The 16,137-nt window shown below is 58.7% G+C and carries 15 protein-coding genes and 1 pseudogene; 10 read left to right on the top strand and 6 right to left on the bottom strand.

Translation table 11 applies throughout. The features are described from left to right. Positions 1-194 (top strand): hypothetical protein (locus tag NKH35_RS29460; RefSeq protein ID WP_502907007.1); only part of this gene is annotated, 194 nt, incomplete at its 5' end. Positions 195-303: 109 nt separating this feature from the next. On the opposite strand, the gene NKH35_RS29455 is transcribed toward NKH35_RS29460, so the two are convergent. The 3 genes from NKH35_RS29455 to NKH35_RS29445 are packed head-to-tail and all read right to left on the bottom strand — an operon-like array spanning position 304 to position 1,525. Beyond that, positions 304-582: a hypothetical protein gene (locus NKH35_RS29455; protein ID WP_023670652.1), complete on the bottom strand. Its 279-nt coding sequence runs from the start codon at positions 580-582 to the stop codon at positions 304-306. A 42-nt stretch (positions 583-624) separates the two neighbouring features. Beyond that, entirely contained in the window at positions 625-993 is a 369-nt protein-coding gene (locus tag NKH35_RS29450; RefSeq protein ID WP_084013112.1) for a LysR substrate-binding domain-containing protein, read from the bottom strand. Further along, positions 899-1,525 (bottom strand): LysR family transcriptional regulator, encoded by a 627-nt coding sequence (locus tag NKH35_RS29445; protein WP_023690457.1) that lies wholly within the window; start codon positions 1,523-1,525, stop codon positions 899-901. The genes NKH35_RS29450 and NKH35_RS29445 overlap by 95 nt, the downstream gene beginning before the upstream one ends. 112 nt (positions 1,526-1,637) lie before the next feature. Between NKH35_RS29445 and NKH35_RS29440 the strand changes: the two are divergent. The 3 genes and pseudogenes from NKH35_RS29440 (at position 1,638) to NKH35_RS29435 (ending at position 3,527) form a co-directional block, all read left to right on the top strand. Then, positions 1,638-2,175, top strand: a pseudogene (locus NKH35_RS29440) (VOC family protein). Positions 2,176-2,759: 584 nt separating this feature from the next. Next, positions 2,760-2,933, top strand: a complete 174-nt coding sequence (locus NKH35_RS32075; RefSeq protein ID WP_023690455.1) for an exopolysaccharide production repressor protein — start codon at positions 2,760-2,762, stop codon at positions 2,931-2,933. 291 nt (positions 2,934-3,224) lie between these two features. Next, positions 3,225-3,527, top strand: a complete 303-nt coding sequence (locus NKH35_RS29435) for a DUF1330 domain-containing protein (protein ID WP_023670645.1) — start codon at positions 3,225-3,227, stop codon at positions 3,525-3,527. A gap of 1,569 nt (positions 3,528-5,096) precedes the next feature. On the opposite strand, the gene NKH35_RS29430 is transcribed toward NKH35_RS29435, so the two are convergent. From NKH35_RS29430 to NKH35_RS29420, 3 genes are all read right to left on the bottom strand, one after another. Then, positions 5,097-5,828 (bottom strand): hypothetical protein, encoded by a 732-nt coding sequence (locus NKH35_RS29430; protein ID WP_352917224.1) that lies wholly within the window; start codon positions 5,826-5,828, stop codon positions 5,097-5,099. 1,069 nt (positions 5,829-6,897) lie between these two features. Continuing rightward, positions 6,898-7,854 (bottom strand): FAD-binding oxidoreductase, encoded by a 957-nt coding sequence (locus NKH35_RS29425; RefSeq protein ID WP_198027084.1) that lies wholly within the window; start codon positions 7,852-7,854, stop codon positions 6,898-6,900. Positions 7,855-8,064: 210 nt separating this feature from the next. After that, positions 8,065-8,922, bottom strand: coding sequence for a LysR family transcriptional regulator (locus NKH35_RS29420; protein ID WP_023690450.1), 858 nt, complete (start codon positions 8,920-8,922; stop codon positions 8,065-8,067). A gap of 129 nt (positions 8,923-9,051) precedes the next feature. Between NKH35_RS29420 and NKH35_RS29415 the strand changes: the two genes are divergently transcribed. The 6 genes from NKH35_RS29415 (at position 9,052) to NKH35_RS29390 (ending at position 15,864) form a co-directional block, all read left to right on the top strand. Beyond that, the gene (locus tag NKH35_RS29415; RefSeq protein ID WP_031201701.1) at positions 9,052-10,134 is read left to right on the top strand and encodes an amidohydrolase family protein; all 1,083 of its coding nucleotides are present in this window, start codon (positions 9,052-9,054) and stop codon (positions 10,132-10,134) included. A gap of 11 nt (positions 10,135-10,145) precedes the next feature. Next, positions 10,146-10,499 (top strand): Rieske (2Fe-2S) protein, encoded by a 354-nt coding sequence (locus tag NKH35_RS29410; RefSeq protein WP_023690448.1) that lies wholly within the window; start codon positions 10,146-10,148, stop codon positions 10,497-10,499. Between the two features lie 121 nt (positions 10,500-10,620). Beyond that, a complete protein-coding gene (locus NKH35_RS29405) occupies positions 10,621-12,228 on the top strand; it encodes an ABC transporter substrate-binding protein (protein WP_023690447.1) in 1,608 nt (535 codons plus the stop codon). 87 nt (positions 12,229-12,315) lie between these two features. Beyond that, positions 12,316-13,362, top strand: a complete 1,047-nt coding sequence (locus NKH35_RS29400; protein ID WP_023673826.1) for an ABC transporter permease — start codon at positions 12,316-12,318, stop codon at positions 13,360-13,362. After that, on the top strand, positions 13,359-14,243 hold the full coding sequence (locus NKH35_RS29395) for an ABC transporter permease (protein WP_023690446.1): 885 nt from the start codon (positions 13,359-13,361) through the stop codon (positions 14,241-14,243). The genes NKH35_RS29400 and NKH35_RS29395 overlap by 4 nt, the downstream gene beginning before the upstream one ends. Further along, positions 14,233-15,864 carry an ABC transporter ATP-binding protein gene (locus NKH35_RS29390; protein WP_023694068.1) on the top strand — a complete coding sequence of 544 codons (1,632 nt, stop codon included), beginning with the start codon at positions 14,233-14,235 and terminating at the stop codon, positions 15,862-15,864. The genes NKH35_RS29395 and NKH35_RS29390 overlap by 11 nt, the downstream gene beginning before the upstream one ends. Positions 15,865-16,137: the final 273 nt, after the last annotated feature.

Raw genomic sequence — 16,137 nt, 5'->3', positions numbered from 1 at the left:
CAGAAATGCGGAGTAGCGAAAAAACAAAACTCGCATACACAGCCGCAGAGTTCGCCGAAAAACACGGTTTGACCGTGAAGGCAGCCGAAATCATCCTGTCCGTGAACGGCTCCTCACGTGTCGCTTGCGATGCAGCAGCACGCGCATTCAAAGAAGCGGTTGCGCACCGAGCACACAGCAATGACGGCGAATGAGGCCCGCGCCTGCTTCCGAGGCTGCGCGGGCCGACCATGACGAGTGGAGAGGACATCTTGGTCACCGGCAGGAATCGCTGAAGAACGAGCCGGGTGTGAACGAACAGCCTCAGAGCGAGGTTGTTCCCGACTGACGCAAAAAAGCCCGCCAACATGAGCCGGCGGGCCAAGTAATGGGTCGCTGTCCAATGAACGCGTTAGGTGTCTTCAGATGGATTTTGGTCGAGAAGCCGCCGCGCGTCAGGCGCAACAAATCGGGCGCCGATTGAACGCCCTGCGGACGCAGGAACGCCTTCGTCTCGCGGGCGCTCCGCGTAAGCAAATCTTCGCCGCCGAGAAGCTCAATCGTCTCGGCCCAACCGTCGTCTGCAAGCAATTCGTGTGTCATCGCAGTTAGAATCCCACCCGATTCCGCAGGGCAATACCTATCTTATCGCCTAGGCCCTTTTGCCCCTACCGCCGAGACATGACCGCGCACCACGGAGCTGTCGAACATCTGCACCAGGTGCGACCGGTGTCGTTGCGCCCACTTCTGTGCCGGATAAGCAAAGACTAGGCCGGTAAACGGTGAACGCAGTTCGGGGAGTACCCGCACCAGATCGAGCTGATGGGCGAGATAGCCTGGAAGAAAGCTGATGCCCAATCCTATCGCCACGAGCGCCCTCACCGTTAGCAGATCATCGCAGGTGAGGCCCCCTGTCAGGTCAACACCGATCTTCCGGTCGCCCGCCAGCATCGGCAGCGGTCGCGCCCATGCCTTGCTGAGGGCGATTAGATCGTGATGTTCGAGTTGCTCCAGTGAGACAGGTGTGCCCCGGCGGCCGAGGTAGGCCTTGGAAGTGTCCTGAAGGACCCGTCACGAAAGCGCGTGAGATCAGGCTGGAATCGCGCAACGGGCCGACGCGCACGGCGAGGTCGATGCCGTCGGCGACGAGATCGGCAACGCGGTCGGTGACGACGAGATCAACGGCGACCGCCGGATAAGCCTTACGGAACGCTGCAATAACAGGCGGTAGAAGCGTCTGCGCGATATCCACTGACGCCGTCAGCCGAAGCTGTCCGTCCATCCCCGCCGACTCTGCGCGAAGCTCAGCTTCGACGGTCTCGATTTCTCGCAGCGCGATGCGACACCGCTCGAAATAGGCTTGGCCCTTGGGCGTAGCGCGCAGCTTTCTGGTCGTGCGCTGGATCAACGAGAGCCCGAGCCGTCGCTCCAGGGCCGCGACCTTGGCGCTCACTGTCGTTGCAGGCATGCCGAGACGGCGCGCCGCGCCGGCAAAGCTCCCTGCCTCGAGGACGTTGATGAAGACACATATCTCGTCGATGCGCATTCCCGGATTATGCAGAAAACGGGATGCTCATTCCAGTCATCTCATATTTTCCGGGCAATGCATTTGCGCGATGATTTCGCTTGTGGAAATCGCCAGCAGGGGAGCGGAGGCCATGAACGATCAATCGATCAATCCCAATGACGCCGCCAGCGTCGTCGAAAAATATGCCATCAACCCGCGCGTTCGGGTCGGTCACGTCCATCTCAACGTCGCCGACATCGAGCGATCGCTAGCCTTTTATTGCGGTGCCCTCGGGTTCGGCGTCACCATGTCGCTAAGCGAGGAGGCTGCCTTTCTCGCGGCGGGCGGATATCACCATCATCTGGCGCTCACTAACTGGAAAAGCCGCGGCGGCGCCGCGCCCCCGATTGGCACGACGGGCCTACACCATGTCGCCTTTCTCTATCCGACACGGGCGGCGTTGGCGGCTGCGCTGCGCCGCCTGCGAGCAGCAGGGGTGACGCTCACCGGCGCGAATGACCATGGCGGCTCGGAGGCGATCTATGTGCGCGATCCCCGGCAACGGGGTAGAACTCTATTGGGATCGCCCGGAAGCGGAATGGCCGCGCAACCCGGACGGCGCGCTGAAACTGGTCAGCAATCCGCTCGACGTGGACAATCTCGCCCGCGAGGGGGCATCAGACTGCTAAGCCGGCCACCGCCATGGCGGGCTGCGTTCGGAGGACTGCTGCGACAGTGCTAGCCATTCACCGAGCCACGGAGCCGGTTGGCTGCGAGCGGAGGGCAACCACTCGGCTGGCGGGCTTCGCCACCCCAGGTATTAAAGTGTACGCTTCGAGAAGACCGTCGGCAAACTCAAGCGCTTAAAATGCGTCGCAATACCCTGCGGGAAGAGAAGCGAAGCTTCGCATCCGAGCTTATAGGACTTGACCGGCGGCTAGCCAGACGGCTCCCGCGCGGCTGAGACGGCCCTGTCCCGTTCCTTTGGATGAACTGCGCCTTGTGGCCGGTGATGTTCTCGATCGCCTTCAAAAGGGGTCGATGGACCTCACAGAGCTTGGCATGCTCGCTGTGGTACGCACAGCGACCCGAATATGCTCTTGTGCAGCGCTTCGGCTGCCGCCAGGAAGCGCTCGATTTCAGCCCGGGAAAGCTGTTCGGAAGGTTTGGTTCTGGCCATTGGTGCTTGCGCAATTACTAATTTAGTGAAACCTTACGTTCTTCTGGGGAGTAGACGTGAGACCGGTCGGTCCAGCTATGGGCGGCATTGAACATGATGTTTTTTCCGCGATTACTGATTGGGATGTTTGCCACGTCGACCGTGGTAGCGACCTGGACTTACCTAGCAACCGATTCGTTCTGGAAGTCCCTTGCATGGACCTTGCTGATTTTTATCATCTTTCAGGTTGCATATTTCCTATTTTCATTCGCGCTTTTCTACAAGTAAGTTTTGGATGAAAAGAACCGAAGAAAAACCGAACACTGCCGAGCCTACCTGTCGAGACGGCGGTGTCTCATCTGAAGGGCGCTCGATGACGCTTTGAGGGAGACCGCCAGACACGAGAGCAGCGATCATGCTAATCTTTGCGAACCATGCGAAAGAAGGAAAGCCGTGGCAGCGCCAACAATCATCGAAAAGCGCGCTGGCGCTGGATGTCGCCACGGAGATCGTCGTTAGGGTGCGGACCGACGACGCCGAAGCCGAGGAGGGCGAGCGGGGTCTAAGGAGGAAACACAGATGGCTGCCTATCTGATAGCGGATGTAGACGTAAAAGACGCTGCCTTGTTCGAGGAATATCGGCGGGACGTTCCCGCTACCGAAGAGCGGTACGGTGGGCGGTACCTGGGCCGCGGTGGCGCCACCAAGGTTTTGGAAGGTGATTGGGATCCACACCGACTGGTCATTGTCGAATTCCCCGACATGGCGTCATTGATGGGCTGGTATAATTCGCCGGAATACGCCCGGCTGATCGAGATCCGCAAACGTTCCGCTAACACCAGGATCATCGCTTTAGAAGGGATTGCAACGCCTGCCGCGTGACCCATAAGCGCGGCCAGCGGACCCGACGACAGTTGGGCATCCTCAGCGTCATTTCTTCCTCACGGCGAGATGCCGGAGCAGCAAGACCACTTAGTACCGTCTATGATCAATTTGCCGCTGCGCCGGCGAGCGAGCAAAAGACGCGGGAACAGGTGTCTCGTGACCGCCGTGTTATCCCGATCATCCGAAGACGTTCGCTCTGGTGCGGGACGACTTCAAGTTCTTTTTCAAGGGTGTTCGGAGGTTGGCCCACGGCTGAAGGGCTGCACAACCAAGGGGCGACGATCAGCTTCTCCACCTTCAGACACATCGTGATAACCTGTCGGCCATGAAATCGGTGGCTTGAGAGAAACGTGGGCGGGCCCCAGGAGACTAATTTCTGCCCATGGGGAAGGCGATGTCCGCGCTAGCCGGAATGTCAGCTACCGAAGATCCGCCTTGTGAAGGCTGCCAGTCCGCTAACGGCCGCCCCAAAGCTGCCGGTCAAGACAAGGTCGCGTTGGAACCGATCCTTCGCATCCCCCGTTATCGAATGGAAGGGACATTACTTGCCATTAGGAGATGAAGAATGAAACGGCTTCTTTTTGCCACTGCCATGATGGCTCTTTCCAGCGGGCTTGCGTTCGCGGGGACGACAGGGACAACAGGGACGACGTCGAGTGGCTCCTCCACTACCACAACGATGCCGACGACAGATAACAACACGGATTCGACCACAACGAAGTCGACCAATTCGAACTCAGCGAAGGACTGTGCGCCCGGCCAGCAGAGTGGCAGTGCTAAGCAGGCCGCTCCTGGTCAACAGGATGACACCAGTGCCAAGTCCGCAGCCCCTGGACAGATGAAAACGACTGCCGAAGGTTGCTAATTGTGGCGGGAGGGGCTGGTTTGCACCGGCCGGAATGGATGCCTCCCGCTGCCGACCGGCGGCAACGGACCGGCCCGCGCCCTTGGATCAGCGCGGGCCGTTTTTCTGAAAGAACCTCCCTTAATCGTCCAAGGAGCCTGCAGCCTTTTCTTGGGCGAGCCGGAATGCATAGTTGGTTGCGGATGTGATTGTTGAATAGCGGCCCTTGGTGGGGCAGATTTGAACGCGACAAACGCCTCAAGCGGCACGCCCAGGAAATCGTATTGCTTCCCCCCTCGCTCAAACAGACCGAGAGAACCCTGGTCCGGGTCAATAGTCGAACTTGCGCATCGAGGTCGACGGCATGGTGCGTTTCAAGAAACCAGCGTGAGCCGCGGCCAGCCGGGTATGGACCGCCCTACAGGCTGAGCTGTATTCGAAGATGTGGCCGGGCGTAGAATGACCTCGCGTTCCGCCGCTTCGCGCGCCGCCCTGATCGGAGTTTTCGCGTTGACGGTGTGGGTGGCCGTCACGGCATCGGCTGCGATCTCCTCAACACGGTATTTCGGCACTTTTGTTCCTAAGCGTCGGTAGCGACTCCGCTTGTTTAGGGGTCGCCCTCAAAGAGGAGAAAAGGTGGCAAGCTCGTCGTCTCCCTGCCGCCGGGGGTGTGACCCGGCGGCTTGCACGTTCGACTAGGGTCGTTTCAGCGGTGACCGGTCTTACGGCGTTGCCGCGGGAGTCTGTTTGGCAGCCATCTCGTCGATCTTCTCGGCAAGCACGCCGTTGGCCCATTCGGTGACCTCGGCGTCTACCGGCTTGTTGGCCATATCGGCGAGCGCGTCATCCAGCGATGGGACGGCGGCAGCAGCATCGGCAGCCGTTATATTGGCGGCATCGAGCGCCGCCTGCGCTGCATCGATCTGCTCCTGGGTCGGGACTTGGTCGGCCGGAGTATTCGGGTCGTTCAATTTGGCGTTCAACGCGTCGACTTCGGCTTGGGCGGCATCTACCGCGGCTTGGGCGCCCTTGGCGGCCGCCGACCCTGTCACATAAGCCTGAATGCCGGCGAATTTCTTGCTCTTGGAGTTCATATAGGCGTTGATGTTGCGCTGCAGCGAGTTCAGCCGGCCAAGCTTGGCGTGAATGTTCTTGTCCTTAGGCGTCGCGGCGACCTCAATGTCGTCGACGGCGACCTGGTCGTCGGTCGAGGCCTTCTTTCCGGCGTGAGCCGATGCCGACTTGCCGTGCGAAGCGCTGTTGCCGGACTTCCCGACGCTGTTGCCGGACTTGCCGCTATTGCCGTGACCACCGCCATTACCGTGACCACCGCCATTGCCGTGACCACCACCATTGCCGTGACCACCACCGTTTCCACCCGCACCAGCGAAAGCAGGAGCGGTCACTAGCGCAAGCGCGGCAAGCGCCGCCAAAAGGGTTTTTCGGGATGTCATGGTACCTCCTCAGGCGAATAGCCACCTCGCCGATTCGTTATAGAGCGGCTTATAAGAGTTTCCTAATTCGACTGAATGAACTTTAGATAAATGCTTGTTGCAATGAGCGACTGACGACTGCGAAGCGCTTTGTAACCCTCTGAAATCTAGCAAAAAATCCGGAGTCGCAGACCGTATCCCCCTTTAGCGCGACTGAAGTCCCCATACCGATCGACCTTGGTCGGGCGATGCACAACCGCGGAATGCTTGCGGCATTTCGGAGTATGGCGTCACCATGTGGCTGTGACTGCGCATTGGCAGACAACTCGCCGGGCGAAGACCCCAACAACCTCGAGCCCGGCGAGCCTTACACCTGATCAGAGTACGCGATCAGGACCGGGGATCAGCCGGCGAAAGATGTGGGTGCAATATGGGTGCCAAACTATTCGTCCCAAATTGGGACCATGCTGCGGCCGGCAAGCTGCGCTTAGGTCTCATAAAAGGCTTAGGCGCTGGCATCGGAAATGGCGATCGCTGGTCGCTCTGCGCCAAGCCGCAGGACCAGCATCATGGTTGCCCCATTTTGCAGAACTTGACGCACACAACCCCCCGCGACAAAGGCTGCTGGGCCGTCGTAGCGCCGATCTGCTCCGGCATGGCCGCGTGAATGCCCGCTCGACTCCAGCAACAGCTTCATCCTTGGTTGCGACGTTCCCGCGCGCGCCGCCGTCATCGAGCGTATTATCTTACTCGCCTAACCCGGATCGTGCCGCGTCCGCTTTCCGGGACGCACGGATCTATGCTCAATACCTAATGTCAGGCGCGTACCTGAATGGGTCCTCGAGCCGAGATAGCGCGTTAGTCCATACCCGACATTGCGATGTCCAGAAATCGACCGTTTCGCGAACAGCGATGACTACTCGGAGCTGCTATCTCGTTTGCGCCACGAACTGTCCCCTGCCCTCAATGCTTCCAACGTCTCATTTGGGGGCCGATAACGGACTGACAGCTTCGAGCGTCGAGCCGTTGGGTTAGACCCTGACGCCGATGCGTGCGCCGACGGAATCTTCCAACAGTCAACAACGCCGAGCTAAGCATCGAGCAAAACCGTCCCTCGCGGGCGGCTGCAACATGCCAGGACATAGCCGGCAGATTTCTCTTTAGCATTCAGTCCGCCCAAATCGTCCATGGTAACCTCGCCGGATAGTTTGGCTATTCGGCACGTTCCGCAAACGCCCTGCTGGCAGGCGGTTGGGATGTAGATGCCACAGTTCCGCGCCGCGTCCAGCAGGGTCTCTCCGGGCGCGCAGCGATGCTCCACACCCGAGCGGACAAAACGGACCGAAGACGAAATCGCCAAGCCCAATTCCGACCGAGAACCATTGCTGCCTCCGAAACTCTCCTCGTGATACTGCGCCGGCGGGAAGCCTATTGCATCAAGGCAGGCGCGTGCCGTCTTCATGTATCCTTCGGGCCCACAGGCAAAAACGGTGCGCTTGTGAAGATCGGGAACCAGGCTCAGCAGCATCCGACCATCAATTCGGCCGGTTGAACCCGTCCAAGCGGGACCTCCCTGGCCGCAAACCAAAGTCACTTGAACATTGGGAAAGCGAGCGGCAAGTGCTTCCAGTTCCGCTCGGAAGATGATGTCGCCTGGGGTTTTCGCGCTGTGAATGAAGCGGATCTCCCTGTCGTCTGCGCGGTCTGTAAGCGCACGCAGCATTGACATGGTCGGAGTCACGCCGCTCCCGCCCGAAAGGAAAACAGGTTTCTCCGACGGCAATTTATCCAGATTGAACGAACCGAGCGGCCCTTCGATCTCGATCTCGCTGCCCGGCGTCAAATGGTCATGGATCCAGTTGGAAGTGAGCCCGCCCTGCGTTCGCTTCACGGTGATCTGAAGATCAAGCGGTCGCGTCGGCGGTGACGATACCGAGTAGGCGCGCGTTATTGTGGCGCCGTTGATCCTGAGGTGCACGAGAACATACTGGCCCGCGCTGAAGCAGAACATCCGACCAGCGGCAGATGTGAGAACAAATGTTTTCACATCGTGCGTCTCGTCTATCACGCGACGGCAGAGCACTATATCTCGCGTCTTTTGTGCCCATCGCCGCTGACGCATGGTGGGCACGACATCTGAGGCTTGGATGGAGGCGTATGCATTCATCGTGCGGCTCGGCGTTAGGTCGAGCGAACATGCCAGTTCTTACCCCGCTGAACAGCAATATTATCCCAGCGTTATGATCGGGAATATCGATTAAACCTCCAGCGACATAACAGCGAGATGGAGAGCACGGATGCCTTTGCGAATGATCGGTTCGTGTTTGCGGCGTGCCAGTATCGCCGTATGGACTGGCTGGTGCAAGGTCGGCGCTCCTTCGACCAGGAACGATGGAATCTCACCGGTAAACCTGCGCGCATCATCGCTGCGCATGTAGCAAGTGCCGCCCGTTCGCCGGAGCATGATCTCCGCCAGAGCTTCCGATCCGGTCGAAAGTCGGCAGATCGCCAATTGAGCCAGCATCTCTGCGTGCGTTTTCTCCAGCACGACGGTGTAGCCTGGGCGGATGTAGGTGTCGGGATCGACGTCCGACAGGTTTCTGGCGGCAGTCGAAACCATTAAATATTCCTCGACCATCAGGTGCTCGTATGCGATCTCAGGCAAGTAGCGGGGGGCATAAAGCACCGCGATATCCAGGTTTCCCATGCTGAGGTCGCTGACCATCTGGTTCGAATAATCCGACTCGACATGGATTGAGGACTTCGGAAGTGCTTGGCACAGGGTTTCGACCCACCCGGGCAGGACTGAGCGGGTCATGCCCACTTGGGCGGCAACGCGCAAGGTGCCTTCGAAACGGTTGAAGGCCCGGACATCGTGGCGAGCCTGCGACCAAGTGGATACCAGAGATCTTGCGTAGGCTTCGAACCGGCGCCCTGCGGCAGTCGGCTCTGCCCCGGCGCGTCCGCGTTGGAACAGTTCAGATCCGATTGCGCTCTCCAGGTTCTTGATGCGGGTGCTGATTGTCGATTGGGTTAAGCCCAACCGATCTGCGGTGCGATTGAAATTTCTCGATTCGATGATGTCGAGAAAGGTTTCGATGTGATCAAGCTGCATGGAAATCCCGATCGAAAAATTCGATCATGTTCCTGCCTACCATAAGCTTGATCAAACAATACTCAAGGGGGAAGCTGCACCAGATCATCGGCCGGCGCACCGCCGGGACGGGCCACGGAGCGGAACAAAGTGTTCATAGTTGATTGCGACTGTCACAATTACTGGTCAAGCGCCACCGTGTTGACGCCATACCTTTCCGGCTTGTGGAAAGACATGTTCACCGAGGGCGAGAAAACAGGTCCAGTCGGCGCATTTCCGCATGGCCATCGCCCCTGGTTTCATCCGCAGGACTTCTCCCGCAAGGACGTCCGTCCGAAGACGGAAGCCGACAATTATCTCATCATGAAAGAGAAGCACCTCGACAAGTACAAAGTCGACGTGGCGATCCTCACCGGCGATGAGCCGATCGAGGCGTCGACCCTCGCCAATCCTTACTATGCCAGCGCCCTGGTCAGCGCCTACAATGACTATCAGATCAACCAATGGCTGCCGAAAGACGATCGTTTCATGGGTTCGATCATCATCGCACCACAGGATCCGAAGCTCGCTGCCGCCGAGATACGCCGTCTGGGCAGTTATCCGCGTATGGTCCAGGTTCTCGCTTCCCAAGGGTCCGTCAAGCCGTATGGAGACCCGTTCTACCATCCGATCTACGAAGCTTGCGCTGAAGTAGGGTTGCCGTTCGCCATACATCTGGGCGGGCATGGCGGCGTGAATTCAACTGCCATTGCGCCTGCGCCCACGACATTCTTCTGGGAAACGCATGCCATTTTGCACATGTCCGCGATGTCGCACGTGGCAAGCATGATCGCCCATGGCGTCTTCGAGAAGTGGCCGGACCTCTACTTCGTGATCATCGAGTGCGGTGTCGCCTGGGTTCCGTCGGTCCTGTGGCGCCTGGATGCCGACTACAAAGCGCTGCGTAAAGAGACGCCATGGCTGAAGATGCTGCCATCGGAATATTGCCGGCGCAACATCCGCTTTTCCACGCAGCCGCTGGAGCAACCTGCAAACATCCAACATCTCTGGTCCACGCTCGAAGCGATGGACGGGGAAAACACGCTGATGTTTGCGTCGGACTATCCGCACTGGGATTACGACGATGCCAACACGCTGCAAATCCCTCCTGCCTGGAAGAGCAAGATCATGGGACTGAATGCGTTGGAAGTCTACAAACGCATCCCCCGTGCGCAAGCCGCGAATGCTGCCTGAGGAACCATACGATGCCCGAGAAGACATATATCTGCCGCGTCCACGAGATCGAAACAGGATCTCCGTTTATCGCCAAGATCCGCAGCCTTTCGGTCGGGATTTTCCGCATCGGAGATTCATTCCACGCGCTGCTGAATGTCTGTCCGCACCGCGGCGCTCCACTTTGCGAGGGACCGCAATGCGGGACAACCGCGCCCGTTGAACAAGCGCAATTCATCTATCATCGCGAAAACGAGATCGTTCGATGCGCCTGGCATGGCTGGGAATTCGACATCAAGTCAGGTGAAGCCTTGGTCGATCCGTCCATTCGCGCTCGCACATTTCCAGTCACCGTCGAAGCCGGCAGCATCTATGTGACGGCCTGATTGGCCCAAAAGCCGATTGGGATTGGAAAAATTCGAAGAAAGATGGCCGAAGCCAACTAGCAGATTTGTTCGCAGGTGCTTGAAAAAAATAACGCGGAGAACTCCGCAATGGGAGAGTCAAATGTCAGAATCTGAATACAAGCTTGGTCTCGCGCAAAGCCTGGTCGGTGGCAGCAAAGTTTCCCGCCGCGACTTCATTCATCTTGGGATAGCCGCAGGCCTGACGGTCGCCGCCGCCGACACGCTCTTCGTCGCCAGGGCGCGTGCCGAACCGATGCACGGCGGCTTCGCCAAGCTCGGCATGGCTCATGGCGCGACGACGGATTCAATCGATCCGGCCGGCTACCCCGATACGTTCACACAAACCGCGTTTTCGGGCTCGCTATCCAACAGCCTCACTGAGGTCGACGCCAAAGGCAATGTCCAACCGGACCTCGCCGAGAGCTTCGAATCTTCGGATGGGGCCAAGACCTGGGCCTTCAAGCTGCGCAAAGGCGCAACCTTCCACAACGGCAAGACTGTGACGGCGGATGACGTCGTGACGTCATTGCAATATCACATGGGCAAGGACACAAAATCGGCGGCGAAGTCGCTGTTGGAGTCCGTCGCCGGGATCAAGGCCGACGGCCCGGAAACGGTGGTCTTCACGCTCAAGAGCGGCAACGCCGATTTCCCTTACATCATGAGTGACTACCATCTGGTCATCATGCCAGCCAAGGACGGCAAGGCGGACTGGGCTTCAGGGGTTCGCACCGGCGCTTTCCTCCTTGAGAATTTCCAGCCCGGCGTTTCGGCGAAACTCAAGCGCAATCCAAACTACTTCAAAAACGGCAAGCCCTATCTCGACGAGGTGGAATTCATCGCCATCACTGATCTTGCCGCTCGCATGGCGGCCTTGTCGACGGGCGAGGTGGACTATATCGGCCGCGCCGACCTCAAGACCCTCGGCATGTTGAAACGCAATCCGAAGGTGGAAATCGTCGAGGTCACCGGCTACGGACATTATACCTTGCCGATGAATGCCGCGATGGCGCCGTTTGATAATCCAGACGTGCGAACGGCATTGAAATGGGCGATCAATCGCCAAGAAATCGTCGACAAGATCTTTCTCGGCCACGCCACCGTGGCTAACGACAACCCGATCGCGCCAGCGATCAAATTCGCCAAGGATCCGCAACCGCAACACAACTTCGATCCGGAAAAAGCCAAGCACTACCTGAAAAAGGCCGGAATGGAGAACCTGAAGGTGGATCTCTCGGTCGCCGATGCCGCTTTTGCAGGCGCGGTGGATGCGGCTTCGCTCATTCGCGAGACGGCAGCCCAATGCGGCATCGACGTCAATGTCGTGCGGGAGGCCGAGGACGCTTATTGGGACAATATCTGGCTCAAGAAACCCTGGTGCGCATCCTATTGGAGCGGTCGAGCGACGGCCGACTGGATGTTCACGCAAGCCTTCGCCGCGGACTCCAGCTGGAATGAGTCGTTCTGGAAAAATCCCCATTTCAACGAATTGCTTGTTAAGGCGCGGGCCGAGACGGACGAGGCCAAGCGAGCGGGAATGTATGCCGAGATGCAGCAACTAACCCACGACGATGGCGGCAGCATCGTGCTGGTCTTCAACAATTTCGTCAGCGCCCAATCCAAAAAGCTCGCACATGGCGAAGTGGCGCCCAACTGGGAGAACGATGGACTGAAAATGGCCGAACGCTGGTGGATCGCCACGGCATGAAAAGGCGGCCGGGGCCACGATGGTTGTGAGGCTCCGGTCGGCTTGCTCCGAGTGCAGGACTGCCGCCCAAAGGGAGACGGCACTCACATGAACCCCGTCGCAAGAACGGTTCTGCAGCGCCTTGGCCTCGGCCTGGTCACTTTGTTCATCGTGTCCATCATCATCTTCTCTGCCATCGCGATGCTTCCGGGCGACTTCGCCAAGGCCACGCTCGGGCAGTCGGCGACGCCCGAAACGGTCGCCGCCTTTCAGCGGGAAATCGGCATCGATCGTCCGCCTGTCGAGCGCTATTTCGTCTGGGTCGCGCAAATGCTTCACGGCGACTTCGGCTCTTCGTTCGCGAGCCGCACCGGATATCGGCGTACCGTGGCCGAGATCATCGCGCCACGCCTCTACAATACGATGTTTCTTGCAGCGGTGACCGCGCTGATAGCGGTTCCGCTGGCGCTTGGGCTTGGCATTCTCGCCGCGCTGTACCGCAACGGCTGGTTCGACCGGCTGGTGAATGCCGTGACACTGACAACTATTTCGTTCCCGGAGTTTTTCGTCGCCTATATGCTCGCCTACCTGGTGATCTCGCGCGACACGTTCATTGCATCCGATTTCGCTCAATCCCTGCCCCATTGGCTCAGTATCTCACTGACCTGGGCACTCAATGCGGTTCCCAAATTTCCGACATTGTCGAATGTGAACGATCAGACCCCATTTTGGGAGCACCTCTGGAAAGTGGCGCTGCCGGCAATCACCCTTACACTCGTGATCGTGGCCCACATGATGCGCATGACCCGAGCGGCCATCATCAACATGCTCGCAAGCCCCTACATCGATATGGCGCGCCTCAAGGGAATGTCCCCGATGGTGATCGTGCTGAGGCATGCCCTGCCCAATGCCTGGGCTCCCATCGTCACTGTCGTGGCGTTCAATATGGCATATCTCATCGTCGGAGTGGTCGTGGTCGAGGTCGTTTTCGTCTATCCCGGGATCGGCCAACTGATGGTTGATGCGGTAAAATCCAGGGATGTTCCGGTTGTCCAGGCCTGTGCCCTGATTTTCGCCGCGACCTACATCCTTCTCAACCTGCTGGCCGACATTATTTCCATCGCCACCAACCCCAGGCTCTTGCACCCACGATGACCAGATCCCAATCTATCGCGGCGGTTCAGAGGCTGAGGCGCTCGCGTGCCAGCCGGGCGACAACAGCGCTGAAGAAGGCACCGCTTAGTGCATGGTTCGGCATCGTGGTGATCGTTGGCTACGTCCTTGTTGCGGTCTTCGCGCACTGGATAGCCCCATATGGCGAGACGCAGGTCTTCAGCGAAGCCTTCGCGCCGTGGAATCAGGAATTCGAATTGGGAACCGACCAGCTCGGCCGCGACATGCTCACCCGCTTGATCTACGGTGCGCGCAACACCATCGCTATCGCGGTCGCGACTACATTGCTCTCCTTCGCGGTAGGCGTGTCGCTCGGCCTCCTTGCCGCATTGTATAGGGGGTGGCTCGACCAGATCTTGTCGCGTGCGGTGGACGTGCTGATGTCGATCCCGAGTCTGATCTTCGCGCTGGTGCTTCTGTCGATCTTCGGCTCGTCGATCACCAGCCTGATTGTTATCATTGCGCTTCTCGATTCCACCCGTGTCTTTCGGCTTTCTCGCGCCGTTGGGCTTAACGTGGCCGTGATGGAATATGTCGAGGTGGCGCGATTGCGCGGCGAGGGACCGAGATGGATTATCGCCAATGAAATCCTTCCCAATGTCATGCCTCCACTGGTCGCCGAGTTCGGCTTGCGATTCTGCTTCGTGTTCCTGACAGTCGCGGCGCTGTCGTTCCTCGGAGTCGGTATTCAGCCGCCGACGGCCGATTGGGGATCAATGGTGCGCGAGAACGCAACCCTGATCACTTACGGCGATGTCACGCCGCTGCTTCCGGCCGGCGCGATAGCTCTTCTTACCGTATCCGTAAATTTCGTTGTGGACTGGTACCTGCACGCAACAAGCGGGTTGCGGGATGAAAAGTAGCGATCCAGGCTCACGCGAAAAAGGAAAGGATCTACTGCAAATCCGCAATCTGCATGTGGAGGGATCCTCGGACGAACAGTGGCATCCCATCGTCCGCGGGATCGATCTTACGCTGAAGCGGGGGGAGGTTCTTGGCCTAATCGGCGAGTCAGGCGCCGGCAAGTCCACCATTGGCCTTGCCGCAATGGGCTATGCCAAACCGGGCTGCCGGATCACACAGGGCTCGGTCCTGTTCGACGGGATTGATCTCCTGGCAGTCAATGAAAAGGGGCGCCGTCGTCTCCGGGGCTCCCGCATTGCCTATGTCGCGCAAAGCGCGGCGGCCTCCTTCAATCCGGCACATCGACTTTTGGAACAAACCATCGAAACCGCGGTGGCGCATCGAATCGTCAGCCGGGAAGAGGCGAACCGGAGCGCCGTGGATCTTTATCGGCGTCTTCAGCTCCCAGTACCCGAGAGCATAGGCTTTCGCTATCCTCATCAGGTCTCAGGCGGGCAGTTGCAACGGGCCATGACAGCGATGGCAATGGCTTGTCGACCGGACCTCATAATATTCGACGAGCCAACAACGGCGCTCGATGTGACCACGCAGGTTGAAGTCCTTGCCTCCATTCGCAACATCGTTGAGGAATTCAGTACTGCTGCAATCTACGTAACGCATGACCTGGCGGTGGTGGCGCAAATGGCGGATCGCATCATGGTTCTGCGACACGGAGTTACCGTGGAGGTGGCTGACACACGCCAGATGCTGGCCTCCCCCAGCCAGGAATATACGAGGACGCTCTGGGCAGTCCGCAAGCTCGCCAAGCCCGAAGTTCCAGCCGATGACTATCTCTTGACGATAGACAACGTCACCGCGGCTTATGCCGGAGGGGTCAAGGTGCTCCAGGATGTCTCCATCAAGGTTCCGCGCGGAAGAACAGTCGCTGTGGTCGGCGAATCCGGTTCTGGGAAATCGACGCTCGCTCGAGTCGTTACCGGACTCTTGCCGCCAAGTTCGGGTTCGATTTCTTTCGCAGGCCAGCTCCTTTCCAAGAGCCTGAAGGCGCGGCCCAAGGAGGTCCTGCGTCGCGTCCAGATGATTTATCAAATGCCCGACAACGCCCTTAATCCGCGCCAAACGGTCGAAGAAGTCTTAGAGCGGCCACTCGAATTCTACCTCGGCCTCAAAGGCGCGCAGAGAGATCGCCGGATAAGCGAACTTATGCACCTGGTCGAGATGAGCGAGGATTTTCTGGAACGTCTACCTGGCGAGCTATCAGGTGGCCAAAAACAACGCGTCTGCATTGCGCGGGCATTGGCTGCCGAACCGGAGCTTATCATCTGCGACGAGATCACATCCGCGCTCGACCAAATTGTGCAGGAGGAGATCCTCAAGCTTCTGATGCGCCTACAGCGTGAACTCGGGATGAGCTACATCTTCATTACCCATGACATTGCCACGGTGCGCGCGATAGCAGACGAGATTGTCGTCATGCACGGCGGCAAAGTCGTCGAGCAGGGATTGAAGAGCGTGGTTCTCACACCTCCGCATGCCGCTTACACCGAACGGCTTTTGTCCTCTGTTCCCGAAATGGATCCTGACTGGCTGACAAGATTGCTGGCCAGTCGGAAAATCTGACAGGTTGCAAGGTGGTCAGGAATTAAGTCCCCGTCCGCCCATCTTCCACGTGCTTTGAAGGGCATGATCGAGCTCCACGCGCAGCGATCAGCGCGACTATTATGCACGCCTTCTGGAACCGTCTATCGCTGATCCAGGACCATCAGGCTAGGTTTGACGCTGAGGCGTATCGGAAATACGTTCGCGCACGGCATGCTCGGTCTTGTCTGCTGTGGACTTCACGATCTCGCCGAGCTGATCGGCTATCGTGTCTGCTTCCATATCTTGCCGGCC

The sequence above is a fragment of the Mesorhizobium sp. M1143 genome (assembly GCF_040318435.1).
GTDB lineage: Bacteria > Pseudomonadota > Alphaproteobacteria > Rhizobiales > Rhizobiaceae > Mesorhizobium.
This window is presented reverse-complemented; position numbering and strand designations above follow the sequence as displayed.